16 protein-coding genes are annotated in these 18847 nt (G+C 67.1%); 12 read left to right on the top strand and 4 right to left on the bottom strand.

Features of this window, described 5'->3' with window-relative positions; translation table 11 throughout:
* The first annotated feature begins 22 nt into the window (after positions 1-22).
* Complete coding sequence (locus CK498_RS13275; RefSeq protein WP_095621362.1) at positions 23-637, top strand: TetR/AcrR family transcriptional regulator; 615 nt, start codon at positions 23-25, stop codon at positions 635-637.
* On the top strand, positions 634-2544 hold the full coding sequence (locus tag CK498_RS13280) for an MFS transporter (protein ID WP_229359068.1): 1911 nt from the start codon (positions 634-636) through the stop codon (positions 2542-2544). Before CK498_RS13275 ends, CK498_RS13280 begins: the two co-directional genes overlap by 4 nt.
* On the opposite strand, the gene CK498_RS13285 is transcribed toward CK498_RS13280, so the two are convergent.
* Together CK498_RS13285 and CK498_RS13290 are read right to left on the bottom strand one after the other, a co-directional pair.
* Positions 2541-3824 carry an HlyC/CorC family transporter gene (locus CK498_RS13285; RefSeq protein WP_095621363.1) on the bottom strand — a complete coding sequence of 428 codons (1284 nt, stop codon included), beginning with the start codon at positions 3822-3824 and terminating at the stop codon, positions 2541-2543. The genes CK498_RS13280 and CK498_RS13285 overlap by 4 nt on opposite strands.
* A gap of 79 nt (positions 3825-3903) precedes the next feature.
* A complete protein-coding gene (locus CK498_RS13290) occupies positions 3904-4704 on the bottom strand; it encodes a cytochrome C assembly family protein (RefSeq protein ID WP_095621364.1) in 801 nt (266 codons plus the stop codon).
* 166 nt (positions 4705-4870) lie between these two features.
* On the opposite strand from CK498_RS13290, the gene ffh reads away from it, so the two are divergent.
* The 10 genes from ffh to recJ all read left to right on the top strand — a co-directional run bounded on the left by ffh (position 4871) and on the right by recJ (position 15343).
* Entirely contained in the window at positions 4871-6298 is a 1428-nt protein-coding gene (ffh, locus tag CK498_RS13295; RefSeq protein ID WP_095621365.1) for a signal recognition particle protein, read from the top strand.
* Positions 6299-6455: 157 nt separating this feature from the next.
* Positions 6456-6704, top strand: a complete 249-nt coding sequence (gene rpsP / locus CK498_RS13300) for a 30S ribosomal protein S16 (RefSeq protein ID WP_076746240.1) — start codon at positions 6456-6458, stop codon at positions 6702-6704.
* A 5-nt stretch (positions 6705-6709) separates the two neighbouring features.
* The gene (gene rimM, locus CK498_RS13305) at positions 6710-7276 is read left to right on the top strand and encodes a ribosome maturation factor RimM (protein WP_095621366.1); all 567 of its coding nucleotides are present in this window, start codon (positions 6710-6712) and stop codon (positions 7274-7276) included.
* 18 nt (positions 7277-7294) lie between these two features.
* Positions 7295-8086 carry a tRNA (guanosine(37)-N1)-methyltransferase TrmD gene (gene trmD, locus CK498_RS13310; protein ID WP_095621367.1) on the top strand — a complete coding sequence of 264 codons (792 nt, stop codon included), beginning with the start codon at positions 7295-7297 and terminating at the stop codon, positions 8084-8086.
* Positions 8087-8210: 124 nt separating this feature from the next.
* A complete protein-coding gene (gene rplS, locus CK498_RS13315) occupies positions 8211-8567 on the top strand; it encodes a 50S ribosomal protein L19 (protein ID WP_095621368.1) in 357 nt (118 codons plus the stop codon).
* A gap of 117 nt (positions 8568-8684) precedes the next feature.
* Positions 8685-9575, top strand: coding sequence for a site-specific tyrosine recombinase XerD (gene xerD, locus CK498_RS13320; RefSeq protein ID WP_095621369.1), 891 nt, complete (start codon positions 8685-8687; stop codon positions 9573-9575).
* 2 nt (positions 9576-9577) lie between these two features.
* Entirely contained in the window at positions 9578-10318 is a 741-nt protein-coding gene (locus CK498_RS13325; RefSeq protein ID WP_095621370.1) for a DsbC family protein, read from the top strand.
* A 52-nt stretch (positions 10319-10370) separates the two neighbouring features.
* Positions 10371-11687 (top strand): homoserine dehydrogenase, encoded by a 1317-nt coding sequence (locus CK498_RS13330; protein ID WP_095621371.1) that lies wholly within the window; start codon positions 10371-10373, stop codon positions 11685-11687.
* 80 nt (positions 11688-11767) lie between these two features.
* On the top strand, positions 11768-13156 hold the full coding sequence (gene thrC / locus CK498_RS13335; RefSeq protein WP_095621372.1) for a threonine synthase: 1389 nt from the start codon (positions 11768-11770) through the stop codon (positions 13154-13156).
* Positions 13157-13549: 393 nt separating this feature from the next.
* Complete coding sequence (recJ, locus tag CK498_RS13340; protein WP_095621763.1) at positions 13550-15343, top strand: single-stranded-DNA-specific exonuclease RecJ; 1794 nt, start codon at positions 13550-13552, stop codon at positions 15341-15343.
* 430 nt (positions 15344-15773) lie between these two features.
* On the opposite strand, the gene CK498_RS13350 is transcribed toward recJ, so the two are convergent.
* Positions 15774-18299, bottom strand: coding sequence for a heavy metal translocating P-type ATPase (locus CK498_RS13350; protein ID WP_095621373.1), 2526 nt, complete (start codon positions 18297-18299; stop codon positions 15774-15776).
* A complete protein-coding gene (locus CK498_RS13355; RefSeq protein ID WP_095621374.1) occupies positions 18292-18729 on the bottom strand; it encodes a MerR family transcriptional regulator in 438 nt (145 codons plus the stop codon). Before CK498_RS13355 ends, CK498_RS13350 begins: the two co-directional genes overlap by 8 nt.
* Between the last annotated feature and the right edge of the window lie 118 nt (positions 18730-18847).

Consider the following 18847-nt stretch of genomic DNA (forward strand, 5'->3'; position numbering starts at 1 on the left):
GCATTCACACGCGAGGAAGCCGATGGCTCGTCCCAGACAGCATGCGCCCGAGGCACTGCATGCCCAGGTCATGGCCGCATGCGATGCCTGGTTGCAGGAGCGCCCCGTGCATACGCTGTCGCTGCGCTCGCTGGCGCGCGAGGTGGGCTGCGCGCCGAGCACTCTGCTCAAGCTGTACGGCAGCTTCGGCAACCTGCTGCAGCACGTCAACGTCGAGACTCTGGGGCGCCTCAAGCTGGCCATCGAGGGGCTGGCGGCGGCCAGCCCCGAGCCGCGTCTCAAGGGGCTGGCCACCGCCTACTGGCAGTTCGCCCAGCAGGATCGTCACCGCTGGCAGCTGCTGTTCGACTATCCGCTGGCCGAGGAGGGCGAGCTCGACCAGCGCCAGAGCGATATGATCGAAGCCCTGTTCGTGCGCGTCGAGGCCACCCTCAAGGAGTACCAGCCGGCGCTGGGCGATGCCGAGGCGCGGCGCCTGGCACGCACCCTGTGGGGCAGCGTGCACGGCCTGGTGCAGCTGGGGCTCAATCAGCGCCTGGGCTATTGGCAGGACCAGCAGCTGGAAGTTGGTGAGCTGCTCGATCAGCTGTTGACCACCATTCTCGCCGGCTTGCGTCAGCCGCCGAGTGGCTCGTGAGTCGGCTGATCGCCCAGCGCCGCTTTGCCCCGCTATTCTGGACCCAGGCCCTCGGGGCGCTCAACGATAATCTGCTGCGCACCCTGCTGTTGCTGGTGCTGGTCTTTGCCACGCTGCCCGATGACCCGATGCGTCAAGGCCTGGCGACCAATCTGGCCGCGGGGCTCTTCATCCTGCCGTTCCTGCTGTTCTCCGCCTGGGGCGGGTCGCTGGCCGACCGCCTCGACAAGCAGCGCCTGATTCGTCGCCTCAAGCTGTTCGAGCTGGGTATCATGCTGCTCGCCGCGGCGGTGGTGTGGTGGGAGAGCCGGCCGCTGCTGTATGGCCTACTGCTGCTGATGGGCGTGCAGTCGGCGCTGTTCGGCCCGGTCAAGTACGCCATCCTGCCCCAGCACCTGGCGCCTACCGAGCTGGTGCGCGGCAACGCCTGGGTGGGTCTCGGCACCTTCGCGGCGATCCTCGCCGGTACCCTGCTGGCCGGGCTGCTGGCCACCCTACCGCCGGGCGTGTCACGGCCGGTGGCGGTTCTGGCGCTGCTGGCGGTAGCTGTGGCCGGCCTGGCGGCGAGCCTGATGATTCCGCCGGCACCGCCGGCGGCGGGCAGCGACACGGCGGCACGGCATCCCCTTGGAAGCATCTGGGCGGTGCTCGGCGACAGCCTGCGCGCGCCCCAGCTGCTGTCGGCGATGTTGGGGATCAGCGCCTTCTGGTTCCTGGGCACCTGCTACCTGACGCTGCTACCGGCCTGGGCCAGCCAGGTCGTCGGTGGCCAGGCCTCGGCCTTCAACCTGCTGCTGGCGGCGTTTGCGCTGGGCGTGGGGGCCGGGGCGATGCTCTGTGCGCGGCTCTCGGCGGGGCGGCTCGAGCTCGGCCTGGTGGTGTTGGGGGCGCTATTGATGGGCGTCGGCGGCCTGTGGCTGGCCGGTTCGGCGCCGCTGGCGCTATCCGCCGCGACCTTGAGCGAGCTGCTGCTGCAGCTCGGCTTCTGGCGCATGCTGGCGGCGCTGGGACTGGTGGGCATGGGTGGCGGGCTGTATATCGTGCCGCTCTACACCCTGATCCAGATGCTCAGCCGCGAGCGGCAGCGGGCGCGGATGATCGCCGCCAACAACATCTTCAATGCCTTGCTGATGCTGGTCGCAGCGCTATTCGGCATGCTGATGCTGGGCGTGGCGGGGGTCGAGCTGCCGGTCTTCGTCGCCAGCCTCGGCGGCATCGCCCTGCTGATCGGGCTGGGGTTGCTGGTGCGCGGGCCGCGGCCGCTGCTGCGGCTGCTGATCTTCGCCCTGGTGCACCTGATCTACCGTCTCAAGTTTCGCGGTCGTCAGCATATTCCGGCGCGTGGCGCGGCGCTGGTGGTGTGCAATCATGTCAGCTTCATGGATGCGCTGGTGATCGGTGGCGCCAGCCCGCGTCCGCTGCGCTTCCTGATGGATCGACCGATCTACGAGTCGCCGTGGCTCAACTGGTGGTTTCGTATCGTCGGAGCGATCCCGGTGGACGCCGACCGTCGCGACCCGGGCAGCGTGCGCCGCGCGCTTGACGAGGTCAGTCATGCGCTGCGTCACGGCGAGGTAGTCATGCTGTTCCCCGAGGGCCGGCTGACGCCGGATGGCGAGATCCAGCGCTTCCGCCGCGGGCTGGATATCATCCTGGCGCGCGATCCGGTGCCGGTGGTGCCGGCGGGGCTGGCCGGACTGTGGGGGTCGTGGACCTCGCACCAGGGCGGGCGGGCGTTGACCAAGTGGCCGCGCCGATTCCGTGCACGGGTGGCGCTCTACTTCGACGAGCCGCTGTCGCCACAGCAGGCGCGCTGCGGGGTGCTCGAGGCGCGGGTGCGCGAGCTCAAGGCCGACGCCGACCGCTGGGCGCAACCTGCGCTGCGCAGTGAGGGCGGAACCGCTTAGCCGCGACGCGGCGCACGGCGGCTATGCTGCCAGCAGCGCGCCGAGGTGATCAGCTTGTCCTTGACCTGCAGGATCTCCATGCGGGTGGTGCCGACCTGTAGCGAGGCAGGGCCATCGGGAAACGACTCGAGGTGCTCGAGGATCAGGCCGTTGAGGGTCTTGGGGCCGTCGGTGGGTAGCTGCCAGCCCAGTGACTTGTTGATCTCGCGGATATTGGCGGTGCCTTCGATCACGTAGCTGCCGTCGTCCTGCAGGTGGATCTCCTGATGCATCCCCGCCACGTCGGTGGTGAACTCACCGACGATCTCTTCGAGGATATCCTCCAGGGTCACCAGGCCCTCCACGTCGCCGTACTCGTCGACCACGATGCCGATGCGCCGCTTCTGCTGCTGGAAGTTGAGCAGTTGGGTATGCAGCGGCGTCGACTCGGGGATGAAGTAGGGCTCGCGGGCCTCCTGCACGATCGAGGCCTTGGTGACCTCGCGCTTGGACAGGAAACGCGCCGCGTTGCGCAGGTGCAGCATGCCGATGATGTTGTTGATGTCGCCCTTGAAGACCGGGATGCGGGTGTGCTGGCTGGTACGGATCTGCGCCAGGATGCTTTCCAGGTCGTCCTCGAGGTCGATGCCCACCACTTCGTGGCGCGGCACCATGATGTCGTTGACGGTGACGTTCTCGAGGTCGAGGATCGACAGCAGCATGGCCTGGTGGCGGTGCGGGATCAGCGTGCCGGCCTCGTGGACCACGGTGCGCAGCTCGTCGCGGGTCAGGTTGTCGGCGCCGCCGTCGATGCTCTTGACGCCGATCAGCTTGAGCAGGCCATTGGAGATGGCATTGACCAGCCACACCAGCGGGTAGAGCAGCTTGAGTAGCGGCTCGAGGATCACTGAGGCCGGGTAGGCGATGCGCTCGGGCTTCACCGCGGCGTAGGTCTTGGGGGTCACCTCGGCGAAGATCAGGATCACGATGGTCAACACCAGCGGCGCTATCGCCGGGCCGGTAACGTCGCCGAAGAAGTGGATGGCAAGCACCGTGGCGATCGCCGCGGCCAGGTTGTTGACCAGGTTGTTGCCGATCAGGATGACGCCGATCAGGCGGTCGGGCCTGGCCAGCAGGCGCATCACCCGCTTGGCGGCGCGCTCGCCACTGCCGGCCTGATGGCTCAGGCGGTAGCGGTTGATCGACATCATGCCGGTTTCGGAACTGGAGAAGAACGCCGACAGGCAGATAAGTAGAAACAGCAGGCCGAACAGCAGTCCCAGCGGGAAGTCGTCGCTCAAGTTGGGTGAGTCCTCAATGGCATGTCAGGCTCGTTTGTAGGGATTCGGCGATGGCCTGTCAAGGCGCGACGGCAGCCGCTCAGCTGCGCTGGAAGATGATCTCGAGCACGAACTTGCTGCCAAAGTAGGCGAGCAGCAGCAGCAGAGTGCCGCCCAGTGTCCAGCGCACCGCGCGCAGGCCGCGCCAGCCGCGGAAGTGGCGACCGGCAAGCAGGATCGCGAACAGCACCCAGGCGGCCAGCGACAGGATCGTCTTGTGTGCCAGGTGTTGGGCGAAGAGGTTGTCGAGGAACACGAAGCCACTGGCGATCGACAGGGTGAGCAGCAGCATGCCGGCCCAGATCAACTCGAACAGTACTCGCTCCATGGTGGTCAGCGGCGGCAGTGCCTGGACCAGGCCGCGGATATGGTGATGGCGCAGGGCCTGGTTCTGCAGCCCCACCAGCACCGCCTGTACCGCGGCGATGGCCAGCACTGCAAAGGCCAGCGTCGAGCTGATCACGTGCAGCGCGATACCCGGAGTCAGGCCGCTGTCGCGGGCCGGGGCGGGCAAGCCCACCGCCAGCAGCAGGGTCGCGGCGGCCAGCGGGAACAGCGCGGTGGCGGCATTGATGATCGGCTTGACCAGGCTGCCGCCGAGCAGCACGGCAGTGATCACCGCGCTGAGCATTGCGGCACTGGCCGACAGCCCCAGCCATAGCCCGTCGGCCTCGCGCATCATGGCCGCGATCACCAGCGCATGGCAGAGCAGTGCCGCCATCCCCACCCCACGCACCAGCGCCGGGCGCGGCGGCACGCGACGTACCAGCGCCAGGCCCTGCCAGGAGGCCGCGCCGAGATAGAGAATCATGGCAAGAAGGGCAAAAGGGAGCGCCTGCATCGGTAGCTGTCCATGCGCCGTCGAGGTCGGCTGTTGACGAGAAATGTCACCTGAGCCGCTACTATACCCAATCCGCTCGACGCCGCCCAGCCAGCGCCATGGAGACTGACCCTTGTTGTGCGTATAATCGTCGCCCAACGCCAAGGCACATTGCCGGAGAGGCATCATGTTCGAGAATCTGTCGGAGCGTCTATCGAAGACGCTCAAGTCCATCAGCGGTCACGCCAAGCTGACCGAAGACAACATCAAGGATACCCTGCGCGAAGTGCGCCGGGCGCTGCTCGAGGCCGACGTCGCACTGCCGGTGGTCAAGGCCTTCATCGACCGGGTGCGTGAGCGCGCGGTGGGGCAGGAAGTCTCCAAGAGCCTGTCGCCGGGCCAGCAGTTCGTCAAGATCGTCCAGCAGGAGCTCGAGGCGGTCATGGGCGAGGCCAACGAGGGGCTCAACCTCAAGGGCTCGCCGGCGGTGGTGCTGATGGCCGGCCTGCAGGGCGCGGGCAAGACCACCTCAGTGGCCAAGCTGGCGCGCTTTCTCAGGGAGCGCGAGAAGAAGAAGGTGCTGGTGGTGTCCGCCGACGTCTACCGCCCGGCGGCCATCGATCAGCTGGAGACCCTGGCCAGCGAAGTCGGCGTCGAGTTCTTCCCGTCGCGCAGCGACCAGAAGCCGGTAGCGATTGCCGAGGCGGCGATCAAGCACGCCAGGATCCAGTTCCACGACGTGGTGCTGGTCGACACCGCCGGCCGTCTGGCCGTCGACGAAGTGATGATGGCCGAGATCCAGGCGCTGCATAAGGCCGTCTCGCCGCAGGAAACCCTGTTCGTGGTCGACGCCATGACCGGTCAGGATGCTGCCAACACTGCCAAGGCCTTCCACGAGGCGCTGCCGCTGACCGGGGTGATCCTGACCAAGGCCGACGGTGATGCGCGTGGCGGTGCCGCGCTGTCGGTGCGCCATATCACCGGCAAGCCGATCAAGTTCATGGGCATGGGCGAGAAGGTCGATGCCCTGGAACCCTTCCACCCCGATAGGGTGGCGTCACGCATCCTCGGCATGGGCGACGTGCTGTCACTGATCGAGGAGGCCGAGCGCACCGTCGACAAGGCCAAGGCCGACAAGCTGGCCAAGAAGGTCAAGAAGGGTGACGGCTTCGATCTCGAGGACTTCCGCGACCAGCTCCAGCAGCTCAAGAAGATGGGCGGGATGGGTGGTTTGATGAGCAAGCTGCCGGGCATGGGGCAGATGGCCGAGATGGCTCAGGGGCCCGGACCCGAGAAGGAGCTCGGTAAGCTCGAGGCGCTGATCAACTCGATGACGCCCAAGGAGCGCCACAAGCCGGAGATCATCAACGGTTCGCGCAAGCGCCGCATTGCCGCCGGTGCCGGCCTGCAGGTGCCGGACCTCAACCGTCTGCTCAAGCAGCACAAGCAGATGCAGAAGATGATGAAGAAGGCCGGCAAGAAGGGCGGCATGCAGAAGATGATGCGCGGCATGTCCGGCATGATGGGCGGCGGAGGCCCTGGTGGCCCGGGTGGTCCAGGCGGCCCGATGGGTGGCGGTGGCATGGGCGGCCCCGGTGGCCTGCCGTGGCGCTGAGCGCTCGGCCAAGATGGAAAAAGGTTTCCATCCAGGGTCGTTTTCCGTAGAATGCTGCGTCTTCGTGGCAGGACCGCGCGATCAACCGCGGTCCCTCGACCGAGCAGCAGTAAGCATATGACATTTCAGCAACTCCAACCGAAGGACTGTTAACGCAATGGTTACCATTCGTCTGGCACGTGGTGGCGCCAAGAAGCGTCCCTTCTATCACCTGACTGTAAGCGACTCGCGCAAGTCTCGTGACGGCCGCTTCATCGAGCGCGTCGGCTTCTTCAACCCGGTGGCCCGCGGCCAAGAAGAGCGTCTGCGCGTCGACCTCGACCGTGTGACCCACTGGCAGAGCCAGGGCGCCCAGGTCTCCGACCGCGTCGCCGAGCTCCTCAAGGAAGCACGCAAGCAGGCCTGAGCCTGATGCGTGATAGCGTGAGCGAACCAGCGACCGGCCCCGAAGAGGGCAGCGACGACCAGCACGTGGTGCTGGGCAAGCTGACCAGCCCTTACGGGGTCAAGGGCTGGCTGAAGGTGTATTCGTACACCAGCCCGATAGACGGCATTCTCGACTACCCCGAGTGGCAGCTGCGCCTCGACGGTCAAACCGTCACCCGGCGCCTCAGCCAGGGGCGGCGCCAGGGCAAGGGCCTGGTCGCCAGTCTCGAGGGAGTGGCGTCGCGCGAGCTGGCCGAGCAGTGGGCCGGGGCAGAGATACTGCTGCACAAGGATGCCCTGCCACGCCTCGCGCCGGGTGAGTACTACTGGCATCAACTGGAAGGCCTGCGGGTGATTACCCGCGATAGCGTCGACCTGGGCCGCGTCAGCTACCTGTTCGAGACCGGCGCCAACGACGTGCTGGTGGTCAGGGGCGATGCCGAGGCCGTCGACGACAAGGAGCGGCTGTTGCCGTTTCTGCCCGACCAGGTGGTGTGCGAGGTGGATCTCGATGCCGGGCGAATGACGGTGGACTGGGATCCCGACTTCTAGCTGTCTGGAAATAGTGCCGTGTGGATTGGGGTTGTCTCGCTGTTCCCGGAGATGTTCGATGCGATCGGCCGTTACGGCGTAACGGGGAGAGCAGTGAAGCAGGGGCTGCTGGAATTGGAATTCTGGAATCCCCGGGACTATGCGACGGACAAGCACCGCACGGTGGATGACCGCCCCTACGGCGGTGGTCCAGGCATGCTGATGAAGGTCGAGACCCTGCGTGCGGCGATCCACGCCGCTCGCGATCGCGCGGAAGCCGCCGGTGGCGGGCCGGCCAAGGTGATCTATCTCTCGCCCCAGGGGCGCGTGCTGGATCAGCAGGGCGTGCAGGAACTGGCCAGCGGTGGTCCGCTGGTGGTGGTGGCGGGGCGCTATGAGGGCATCGACGAGCGGGTGGTCGAGGCCGATATCGACGAAGAATGGTCGATCGGCGACTACGTGCTAAGCGGCGGCGAGCTGCCGGCGATGGTGCTGATAGACGCCGCGGCGCGGCTGGTGCCAGGAGTGCTGGGCCATCAGGATTCGGCGGTCGAGGACTCGTTCAACGACGGCCTGCTGGACTGCCCGCACTATACGCGCCCCGAGGCGATCGACGGGCGTAGGGTGCCGGACGTGCTGCTCAGCGGCCATCACGGCGAGATTCGCCGCTGGCGCTTGAAGCAGTCACTGGGGCGCACCTGGCTGCGTCGCCCCGAGCTGTTGCAGGACAAGGCCTTGAGCCGCGAACAGCGCAAGCTGCTCGACGAGTTCATCGCCGACTACGCCGACCAGGCGGAGGTGCAGGGCACTCGCCCCGAGTCGGACGTCTGAGACGTCGACCGGCGAGGCACCTGTGTCACACACCAGCGATTCCCGCGTCATCGCAGCAGCGACGAGCGTCGGGGTCACAGCCAGACGGCATGGCCGCTGGCATCAATGTATTGAGGAGCTAGCAATGAGCAGCAAGAACAAGGTGATCCAGGCGATCGAAGCCGAGCAGATGTCCAAGGAAATCCCGGCCTTCGCCCCGGGCGACACCGTGATCGTGCAGGTCAAGGTCAAGGAAGGTAGCCGCGAGCGTCTGCAGGCATTCGAAGGCGTGGTCATCGGCAAGCGCAACCGCGGCCTCAACTCCGCCTTCACCGTGCGCAAGATCTCCCACGGTGTCGGCGTCGAGCGTACCTTCCAGACCTACAGCCCGCTGGTTGCAGCCATCGAGGTCAAGCGTCGCGGCGACGTGCGTCAAGCCAAGCTGTACTACCTCCGCGAGCGCAGCGGCAAGTCCGCTCGCATCAAGGAAAAGCTGGCCTAAGCGATATTTCGCGATGGCTACGGCGCACCCTGCGGTGCGCCTGGCGAGACCCCGTCACCGCTTGCGCGGGGCGGGGTCTCGTTGCATTCAGGGCTGGCGATGAGCGAGAGAGGGGCAATGCAGGATAGCGAGCGGATCGATGCGTTTCTCGACGCCCTGTGGCTGGAGCAGGGGGCCAGCGAGCATACCCTGGCCGCCTATCGTCGCGACCTGAGCGCCTGGGCGGCGTGCCTCGCCGAGCACGGTGAGAGGCTGCTTGCGCCCGGCGATACGCGGCTCGCCGCCTGGCTGGAGGCGCGGCGTGGCGCCGGCTACCAGCTGCGCAGCAATGCCCGGCTGCTGTCGAGCCTGCGGCGCTTCTACCGCTGGGCGCTGGGCGAGGGGCTGCTCGAACGCGATCCGCTGGCCGAGGTGCGGCTGCCGCGGGTGCAGCCCAATCTGCCCGATACCCTCGACGAGGAGGAGGTGGAGCGGCTGCTGGCGGCGCCGGACACCGACACGCCGCTGGGGCTGCGCGATCGCACCATGCTCGAGGTGCTCTATGCCGGGGGGCTGCGGGTCTCGGAGCTGGTCGGGCTGAGCATGGAGTCCATCAACCCGCGCCAGGGCGTGGTGCGGGTGCTGGGCAAGGGCGACAAGGAGCGACTGGTGCCGCTCGGCGAGGAGGCGCTGGCATGGCTGGAGCGCTACCTGCGTGGCGGGCGTGGCGCGCTGATGACGGATATCACCCGGCCGCCGCTGTTTCCCGGCCGCCACGACGGTTTCATGACACGCCAGACGTTCTGGCATCGCATCAAGGCGCATACGCGCACCGCCGGTATCGACAAGCCGCTGTCGCCGCACACCCTGCGCCATGCGTTTGCCACCCACCTGTTGAATCATGGCGCCAATTTGCGTGTCGTACAGCTGCTGCTGGGTCATAGCGATCTGTCGACGACCCAGATTTACACGCATGTCGCCCAGGCGCGCCTGGAAACGCTGCATGCCGATCACCATCCTCGAGGTTGAACATGACGTCATCACTGCCTGCCCTGCTGAGCCGCCTGCTGGCCGCCTCCTTCATCGCCGTCAGCGCCTCCGCGCTGGCATCCACGCACCAGCAGCTGGCCGAGCGGCTGACCGTCAACGGTGAGCCGATGCCAGTGGAAGAGGTGCGCGAGACGCCGCTGCCGGGCTTCTTCGAGGTGCGCCTGGAGAATGGCGAGACTTTCTACAGCGATGCCGCAGGCGAGTATTTCGTGGTTGGCGACATCTACCAGAATGCCGACAGTGGCCTGATCAACATCACCGAGCAGGGGCGCAACGAAGCCCGCGCCCAGCAACTGGCGAGTATTGCCGAGCAAGACAAGGTGGTCTTTCGCGGCGCCGAGACCCGGGCGGTGGTCAATGTCTTCACCGACCCCACCTGCCCATACTGCCGCAAGCTTCACCAGGAGATACCGCAGCTCAACGCCATGGGCATCGAGGTGCACTACCTGGCGTTTCCGCGTTCGGGCATGAACGCCGAGGGCGGACGCATCCTGCAGCAGGTCTGGTGTGCCGATAATCCCAGCGAGGCGATGAGTGCCGCCAAGCGCGAAGCGCGCCTCGACAATGGCTATGACTGCGACAATCCGGTCGAGGATCAGTATCATCTGGGCTTGGATGTCGGCGTTCAGGGCACGCCGGCGATCATCCTGCCGGATGGCCGCATGGTGCCGGGCTACGTACCTGCCGAGCGCCTGGCCGAGATGCTCGATATCAATCAATAAGGCGCCTGGCACTCGCTGCGACACGCCATCACACAAGCAAGGGGAGAGCGATTTGAAACCGGTAAGAGTGGGAATCTGTGGTTTGGGGACCGTCGGCGGCGGCACCTTCAATGTGCTGACACGCAATGCCGATGATATTGCGCGTCGCGCTGGCCGGCCGATCGTCATCGAACAGGTGGCGATGCGTCGCGACAATCCGGACTGCGATACCACTGGCGTCAAGACCACCAACGATGTGTTCGAGGTGGCCCACAACCCCGACATCGACGTACTGGTCGAGCTGATCGGTGGCTATGACGTGGCCCGTGAGCTGGTGCTGACCGCCATCGAGAATGGCAAGCACGTGGTCACCGCCAACAAGGCGCTGATTGCCGTACACGGCAACGAGATCTTCCATGCTGCCCACGAGAAGGGCGTGATCGTCGCCTTCGAGGCCGCGGTGGCAGGCGGCATACCGGTGATCAAGTCGCTGCGCGAGGGGCTTGGCGCCAACCGTATCCAGTGGCTGGCCGGCATCATCAACGGCACCGGTAACTACATCCTCACCCATATGCGCGACGAGGGCCGTGCTTTCGAAGACGTGCTGGCCGAAGCCCAGGCGCTAGGTTATGCCGAGGCCGACCCGACCTTCGACATCGAGGGTATCGACGCCGCCCACAAGCTGACCATCCTCGCCTCTATCGCCTACGGCGTGCCGCTGCAGTTCGAGAAGGCGTATACCGAGGGCATCTCGCGGATCACCTCGGAAGACATCGAGCAGGCCGACAACCTCGGCTATACCATCAAGCACCTGGGGATCTCCAAGCGCACCGATGCCGGCTTCGAGCTGCGCGTGCATCCTACGCTGATCCCCAAGGAGCGCCTGCTGGCCAACGTGCACGGCGTCAAGAACGCCATTGCAGTGATGGGCGATGCGGTGGGGCCAACCCTCTACTACGGCGCCGGCGCCGGCGCCGAGCCGACCGCCTCGGCGGTGGTTGCCGACCTGCTCGACGTGGCCCGCGACATCACCACCGCCCACCGTTATCGGGTGCCCTACCTGGCCTTCAGCGGCATTACCGATGTCGAGAACAACCTGCCGATGCTGCCCATGGAAGACATCGTCACCGCCTACTACCTGCGGCTGCTGGCGGTGGATCGCCCGGGCGTACTGGCGCGCGTGGCGACGATTCTCTCCGAGCAGGGCATCTCCATCGAGGCGATTATCCAGAAGGAGGCCACCGAGGGTGAGCTGGTGCCGATCATCCTGCTGACTCACCGCACCCGTGAGAAGAACATGAACGACGCCATTCGCCAGCTCGAGTCGCTGGCCGATGTCGCCGGCCCGCTGACCCGTATTCGGGTAGAGAGCCTCGACGAGCAGGAATGATATCAGCTACGGGCTACGGGCAGTGAGCGCTGGGTGCTCGACGCCCAAGGCTCGCAGCCCGATGCACACGGAGTGAACCAATGCGCTATATCAGTACCCGCGGGCAGGCGCCCGCGCTCTCCTTCGAGGATGTCGTGCTGACCGGGATGGCCAGCGACGGTGGCCTCTATGTGCCAGAGCAGATCCCGCAACTGAGCCGTGACGACCTGGCGGCGATGGCCGGGCTCTCCTACGCCGAGATCGCCTTCCGGGTGATGAGGCCGTTCGTCAACGGCGAGATCGACGACGAGACGTTTCGCGGCATCGTCACCGAGGCGTACGCCTCGTTCAGCCACGATGCGGTGGTGCCGCTAAACCAGCTCGACGCCAATCACTTCCTGCTCGAGCTGTTCCACGGCCCGACGCTGGCCTTCAAGGACGTCGCCCTGCAGCTGCTCGGCCGGCTGCTCGACCACTTCCTGAGCAAGCGCGGCGAGCGTGCGGTAATCATGGGCGCCACCTCCGGCGACACCGGCTCCGCCGCCATCGAGGGTTGCCGCCACTGCGACAACCTCGATATCTTCATCCTCCACCCGCACAACCGGGTCTCCGAGGTGCAGCGTCGCCAGATGACCTCGGTGCTGGCCGACAACGTCTTCAATATCGCCATCGAGGGCAACTTCGACGACGCCCAGGCGATGGTCAAGGCGAGCTTCGCCGACCAGTCGTTCCTCGGCGGCACCCGGCTGGTAGCGGTCAACTCGATCAACTGGGCGCGCATCATGGCCCAGATCGTCTACTACGTGGCCGCCGGCGTGGCGCTGGGCGCGCCGCATCGCCAGGTCAGCTTCTGCGTGCCATCGGCCAACTTCGGCAACGTCTTCGCCGGCTACATGGCGTCGCGCATGGGGCTGCCGGTCAAGCAGTTCATCATCGCCACCAACGCCAACGACATCCTGCACCGCACCCTGGCCGCCAACGACTTCTCCAAGCAGGAGCTCAAGGCGACCCTGGCGCCGTCGATGGATATCGTGGTGTCGTCCAACTTCGAGCGCCTGCTGTTCGAGGCCTATGAGCGTGACGGTGAGGCGGTTCGCCAGCTGCTCGAGCGCTTCCAAGCCGAGCCCACGGCGCTGGCCGAGGCGCCGCTCGAGCGGCTGCGCTCGCTGTTTGCCAGCCACAGCGTCGACGATGCCACCATCCTCGAGGTAATTCGCGAGGCGCACCACCGCACCAAGGAGCTGCTCGACCCACACACCGCCACCGGCTATCGCGCCGCCGAGCGGGCGCGGGCCGATGCCGCCACGCCAATGATCACCCTGGCCACCGCCCACCCGGCCAAGTTCGCCGAGGCGGTGGTCAAGGCCGGCTTCCCGGGGGTGCCGCTGCCACCGCATATGGACGACCTGCTGGAGCGCGAGGAGCGCTATAGCGTGCTGCCGGCGGAGCTGGACAAGGTGCAAGCGTTCGTGGCCGAAAATCGGCGCTAAGAGCTAAGAGCTAAGAGCTAAGAGCTAAGAGCTAAGAGCTAAGAGCTAAGAGCTAAGAGCTAAGAGCTAAGAGCCTGAGATAGCGAGGGGCGCCGGGGACAGGCCAGAGAGGGGGTCTTTTGCCATGGATGGCAAAAGTAGCGCCCAGGGATGGGTTCACAGCGCCCCCTCGTAGGCCTGTCGACGGATCAGCCTCGAGCGGGCATCTGCTACCAGTGGCTGGGGATTCCCACTATGACCTTCGTTTCCTGTGCCCCTCACCACCCGTCGTTGGCCGAGCGGGTAGCCACCAATAGATAGATTCGCGGCTGCCCTAGGCCCGGCGCCCCTGGTCCGTGTCGATACAAGGCCAATACCTAACGCCCCTCGTTGCAACAGGAGCCACGCTTGGACGTGATAGCCCCCACCGACCTGCATAGCCGGCTCACGCCGCGGCTGGAGCCGCGCCCCCGCGACGCAGCGCTCTATGCCCGCGCCCAGCGCGAAGGGCTCTCCGAGCTGCAGGCGCGGGTCCTGGCCGGTCGCCTGGCCGGCTATCAAGGCGAGATCGAAGCGCTGGTGTCGCCTAGCCTGCGCCACCTCGCCCACCCCGAGCGGCTCGCCGACGGTCGCCGTGCCGCCGAGCGTATCGCCCAAGCGGTGATGGAGGGCGAGCATATCGGCATCCTCACCGACTACGACGTCGACGGCATCACCTCCCATGTGGTGATCCTGCGCACCCTCACCGAGCTGTTCGGGGTGCCGGCCAGTCGCCTGCACAGCCTGATCGGCCATCGCATCAACGACGGCTACGGCATCAGCCTGCCGCTGGTGGAACGCGCGCTGCGCCTTACGCCGCGACCGAGCCTGGTGATCACCGCCGACTGCGGTAGCTCCGACGAACCGCGCATCGCCCGGCTCAAGGCTGAAGGCATCGACGTGGTAGTCAGCGACCACCACGCGCTGCCGCTGGAGGGGCCGCCGGCCTCGGCCTATGCCGTCGTCAACCCGACCCGCAACGACTGCGACTACCCCGACCCGACCATCGCCGGCTGCATGGTGGCCTGGCTGACCATGTCGCTGGCCCGCCAGGTGCTGATCGAGTGGGGCGCGCTGGCCGAGTCCACGCCCAAGCTCTCGCCGTGGCTCTCCTACGTGGCACTGGGCACGGTGGCCGACTGCGTGTCGCTGGGCGGTAGTCCGGCCAATCGCGCCGTGGTCAGCCAGGGCCTGCGGCTGATCAACCGCATGGACGCCGCCTGCTGGCGGGCCATGGCCGAACGCCTCGGCGCCGATAGCGTGCCCTTCGACGCCGAGACCCTGGCCTTCCAGATGGGGCCGCGGATCAACGCCCGCTCGCGCCTCGACGACCCCTATGCGGCGCTGCACTTCATGCTCGCCGAGGAGGACCACCTCGCGCAGCGGCATCTCGAGGTGCTGGATCAGGACAACCAGTCGCGCAAGGCCATCGAGGCCGAGATGGCCGAGCAGGCCCGGGCGCTGGCCCAGCCGCAGCTGGCCGACAATGCGCCGCTGCTGGTGGTGTATCTGGAGCAGGGCCACGCCGGGGTGCAGGGCATCGTCGCCTCGCGGCTGGTGCAGGCCTACGGCCGCCCGACCCTGGTGCTAACCCCGGCGGCCCAGGCCGGCATGCTGACCGGCTCGGGGCGCTCCATCGAGGCACTGCACCTGCGCGATGCCCTGCAGCGTGCCCACGAACTGGCGCCGCAGGCGCTGCCGCGCTTCGGTGGCCACCGCGGGGCGGCGGGGGTCGGCGTGCCCGTTGACCAGCTCGAGGCCTTTCACGCCGCGCTGCGCCAAGCGGTCAGCGAGCAGTTGGGTGAGGTCGAGCTCTATCCGCGCATCCCCACCGACGGCGAACTGCGTGCCGAACAGCTCACACTGGCCACCCTCGACGAGCTGGCCGCGCTGGCCCCCTACGGGCGCGAGTTCGATGCACCGCTGTTCGAGGGCGACTTCCTGGTCGAGTCGCTGCGCGCGGTGGGCGCCGAGGGCAATCACCTGATGCTCGAGCTGTCCCGCGAGGGCGTCAGCCTCAAGGCGATCTGGTTCCGCGCCCTGACCCCCGGCGAGCTGCCGCCCTTCGGGCTCGGCGCGACGCTGCGCTGCGCCTACAAGCTCAACCGCAACCGCTGGCGCGGGCGCGAGAGCCTGCAGCTGATGATCGAGCACGCCGAACCTCGCTGAGCGTCGCAAAACGTAGTTATACAAGGACATCCGGATGGACGCCGCTGACCTTCCCCAGGACCCGCATCGCCCCTACGAGGACGTGATGGCGATGCTACTCGGCACCCTGCTGGTAAGGTGGCGCTCTCGGTGATCGGCGCGCTGGTGCTCAACCTGATCGTGGCGCTGAATCATAAGCCCGGCCGCTATATGGGCGTCAGCTAAGGAAATACTGCACAAATGCCTACACGAGCGAATCGCTGCGTTGCGCGGTGCGCGGAATCCTCACATATACCCCATATGCTCCGGTTCCTGTGCTCCGTGCGCCTGGCGCTTCATCTCGCTCGGCGATTTGTTCAGCGTTTCCCTAAGGGCGGTCAACGCTTGGCCAGCCAGAACCACCAGACGATGGCGGCGATCAGCGCAAGGCCCGAGAGATTGACGATCCAGCTCATGAGGCGGCCTCCTGACGCGGCTTCCACAGCCGCAGGCGGTTGGCGTTGCTGACCACGGTGATCGACGACAGCGACATCGCCGCCCCGGCGATCATCGGTGACAGCAGCATGCCGGTGAAGGGGTAGAGCACCCCGGCGGCGATGGGGATGCACAGAGTGTTGTAGCCGAAGGCGCCCCACAGGTTCTGCTTGATGTTGGCAAGCGTGGCGCGGCTGATCTCGATGGCGTCGGCAATGCCGTGCAGCGAGCCGCGCATCAGCGTGATGCCGGCGCTCTCGATGGCCACGTCGGTGCCCTGGCCGATGGCGAAGCCGACATCGGCGCGGGCCAGGGCCGGGGCGTCGTTGATGCCGTCACCGACCATGCCCACCACCTCGCCGGCCTGCTGCAGGCGTTCTATCTCGGCGTGCTTGTCCTCGGGCAGCAGCCCGGCGCGGAAGTCGTCGATGCCTACCTCGCGGGCAATGGCGGCGGCGGTGTGCAGGTTGTCGCCGGTCAGCATCACTATCTTGAGGCCGTCGGCCTGCAGGCGCCTGACCGCGGCCACGCTGTCGTCGCGCAGCGGATCGCTGATGCCGAACAGGGCGCTGAGCCGGCCGTCCACGGCCAGGTAAACCACGGTGCGGGCCTGCTGCTCCAATTCGCCCGCCTGCGCTTTGCCGGGAGCCAGGTCGACGCTGGCGTCTTCCAGCAGCCGGGCATTGCCCAGCAGCAGCGGCCGGCCATCGTCGCTCTCGGCCCTGACGCCGCCACCGGTGACGCTCTCGAAGCCGCGAATCTCGGCGGCCTCGGCGCCGCTCTCCTCGGCGTGCGCCAGCAGTGCCGCGGCCAGCGGGTGCTCCGAGCCGCGCTCCAGCGCCGCCACCAGGCCCAGTACGCTCTGCTGGTCGGCCCCCAGGGCCACATCAGGGAAAACGTGCGCCTCGGTCACCTGGGGCTTGCCCTGGGTCAGGGTGCCGGTCTTGTCGAGCACCAGGGTGGTGAGCTTGCTGGCGATCTGCAGCGCTTCGCCGCTTCTCACCAGCACCCCGCGCTCGGCGGCCTGGCCGACCCCGATCATGGTCGAGATCGGCGTGGCCAGGCCCAGCGCGCAGGGGCAGGCGATGATCAGCACCGTGGTGGCGGTAACCAGCATATGGATCACCCGCGGTTCGGCGCCGAGGTTGAACCAGGCCAGCGCGGTGAGCACGGCGATGATCATCACCGCGGGCACGAAGACGCTCGAGATGCGGTCGGCCAGGGCGCCGATCGGCGGGCGCGAGTTCTGGGCGCGGGCCACCTGCTCGGTGATCTGGCCCAGCCGCGTGTCGGCGCCGACCCGGGTGGCGCGGTAGACCAGCCCGCCCTTGCCGTTGACGGTGCCGGCGCTGACCTCGTCGCCCTCGGCCTTGCCCACCGGCAGCGGCTCGCCGGTGAGCATCGACTCGTCGATATGGCTGGCGCCTTCGACCACCTCGCCGTCCACCGGCAGGCGCTCGCCGGGGCGTACGCGGATCAGGTCGCCCTGGCGCACCGCATCCAGCTCGACCTCGAACTCCTCGCCGTCACGGATCACCCGGGCGCGGCGGCTCTGCAGGTCGAGCAGGCGCCGCAGCGCCTCGCTGGTGCGGCCGCGGGCACGCAGCTCCAGGGCATTGCCCAGCAGCACCAGGCCGATGATCATCGCCGAGGCTTCGAAGTAGATGCCGTGGGCCACCATCGGCAGCCAGGGAGCGAAGAGCACCACCGCCATGGAGTAGAGCCAGGCGGTGCCGGTGCCCATGGCGATCAGGGTGTCCATATTGGCCTGGTGATGACGCAGGGCCTTCCAGGCGTTGACGAAGAAGTGACGGCCCGGCCCTAGCAGTACGGCCAACGCCAGCAGGCCGATCAGTGCCCAGAACAGCCGGCCCATGCCCACCGGATGGGGGTGATAGACGAACATGCTGGCCATCAGCGGCACGGCCAGCGCCAGCGACCAGGCACTACCGCGCAGCCGTCGGCGGTATTCGCGGGCGTCGTTGCGCTGGCGCGCCAGCTCCGCTTCGCGCAGGTCGAGAATCGGCTCGGCGCCGTAGCCCGCGGCCTCCACGGCGCCGATCAGCGTTTCGCGCGCGGCGCGGCCGTAGACCTGGGCAGTGTGGCTGCCGAAGTTGACCGTGGCGTTCTCCACGCCAGGCACCTTAGCAAGGGCCTCCTGCACCGAGCGCACGCAGCTGGCACAGGTCATACCCGAGATCGCCAGGCGCTGGCTGTCGACGCCATCGGCGGCGGGTGGCGATGCGACAGTGGCCGCGGCCGGTGCGTCGTCGGGGCTTGCTGGCGCGTCGGTGTGCATATCGCCTGGCGGAAAACCGCTTTTCAGCAGCAGCGCATCGAGCCGCGCCTCGCTCAGCACGCCGCTCACCCATAGCCGTTTGGCGGTTGGATCGCCCTCTACCTCGGCATTGGGATCTTCGGCCTGCAGCGCGCGGCGGATCTTGCCGATGCAGCGCTGGCAGCTGATCCCTGGTACCCGGCGCTCGATGGGGGCATCACTCATGACGGTCGCCTCGCCTGGCGTCCAAGGGCTGTGGAAAACTCTCGATCAGCTGGCACAGGCTATGGCCATCCGGCGTGCCGTCAGGCATGTCGGCCCAGTTGTCGAGGGCCTGCTGCATGCGTGCGGAGAGTTCTTCGAGCCGGGCGATCTTGGCGCGCACCTCGGGCAGGCGCGCGGCCAGCATGTCGCGCACCAGCGGGCAGGGGGAGTCGCCGTGGTCGGCGTGGTCGAGGATCTCGCCGATCTCACGCACGCTGAAGCCCAGGGTGCGGGCGCGCTGGATAAAGCGCAGCCGCGACAGATCCTGCTGCCCATACAGCTGGTAGCCGTTATCCGGGTGGCGGCGCGGGGTGAGCAGGCCCTCGCGGGTGTAGTGGCGCACCGTCTCGGCGGTGACGTCGGCGGCCTTGGCCAGTTCGCTGACTTTCATGGTGGCCTCGCAAGCGGAAGTCGTGTCAGAAGTGTAAAACCTCTGGGTAACACCTAGGTCAAGCAACGTTATATACCCTCGTTGGCAGCGCTGACGCGACAGGCTAAGTCAATGAAAG

It is taken from the genome of Halomonas salipaludis (genome assembly GCF_002286975.1).
GTDB classification, from domain to species: domain Bacteria; phylum Pseudomonadota; class Gammaproteobacteria; order Pseudomonadales; family Halomonadaceae; genus Franzmannia; species Franzmannia salipaludis.

Coding starts and splice junctions, on each gene's coding strand:
- rplS (WP_095621368.1), top strand. CDS start 8,211: ATGAGCAGCAAGAACAAGGTGATCCAGGCGATCGAAGCCGAGCAGATG.
- ffh (WP_095621365.1), top strand. CDS start 4,871: ATGTTCGAGAATCTGTCGGAGCGTCTATCGAAGACGCTCAAGTCCATC.
- CK498_RS13275 (WP_095621362.1), top strand. CDS start 23: ATGGCTCGTCCCAGACAGCATGCGCCCGAGGCACTGCATGCCCAGGTC.
- xerD (WP_095621369.1), top strand. CDS start 8,685: ATGCAGGATAGCGAGCGGATCGATGCGTTTCTCGACGCCCTGTGGCTG.
- rpsP (WP_076746240.1), top strand. CDS start 6,456: ATGGTTACCATTCGTCTGGCACGTGGTGGCGCCAAGAAGCGTCCCTTC.
- thrC (WP_095621372.1), top strand. CDS start 11,768: ATGCGCTATATCAGTACCCGCGGGCAGGCGCCCGCGCTCTCCTTCGAG.
- CK498_RS13350 (WP_095621373.1), bottom strand. CDS start 18,299: ATGAGTGATGCCCCCATCGAGCGCCGGGTACCAGGGATCAGCTGCCAG.
- rimM (WP_095621366.1), top strand. CDS start 6,710: ATGCGTGATAGCGTGAGCGAACCAGCGACCGGCCCCGAAGAGGGCAGC.
- CK498_RS13325 (WP_095621370.1), top strand. CDS start 9,578: ATGACGTCATCACTGCCTGCCCTGCTGAGCCGCCTGCTGGCCGCCTCC.
- CK498_RS13355 (WP_095621374.1), bottom strand. CDS start 18,729: ATGAAAGTCAGCGAACTGGCCAAGGCCGCCGACGTCACCGCCGAGACG.
- CK498_RS13290 (WP_095621364.1), bottom strand. CDS start 4,704: ATGCAGGCGCTCCCTTTTGCCCTTCTTGCCATGATTCTCTATCTCGGC.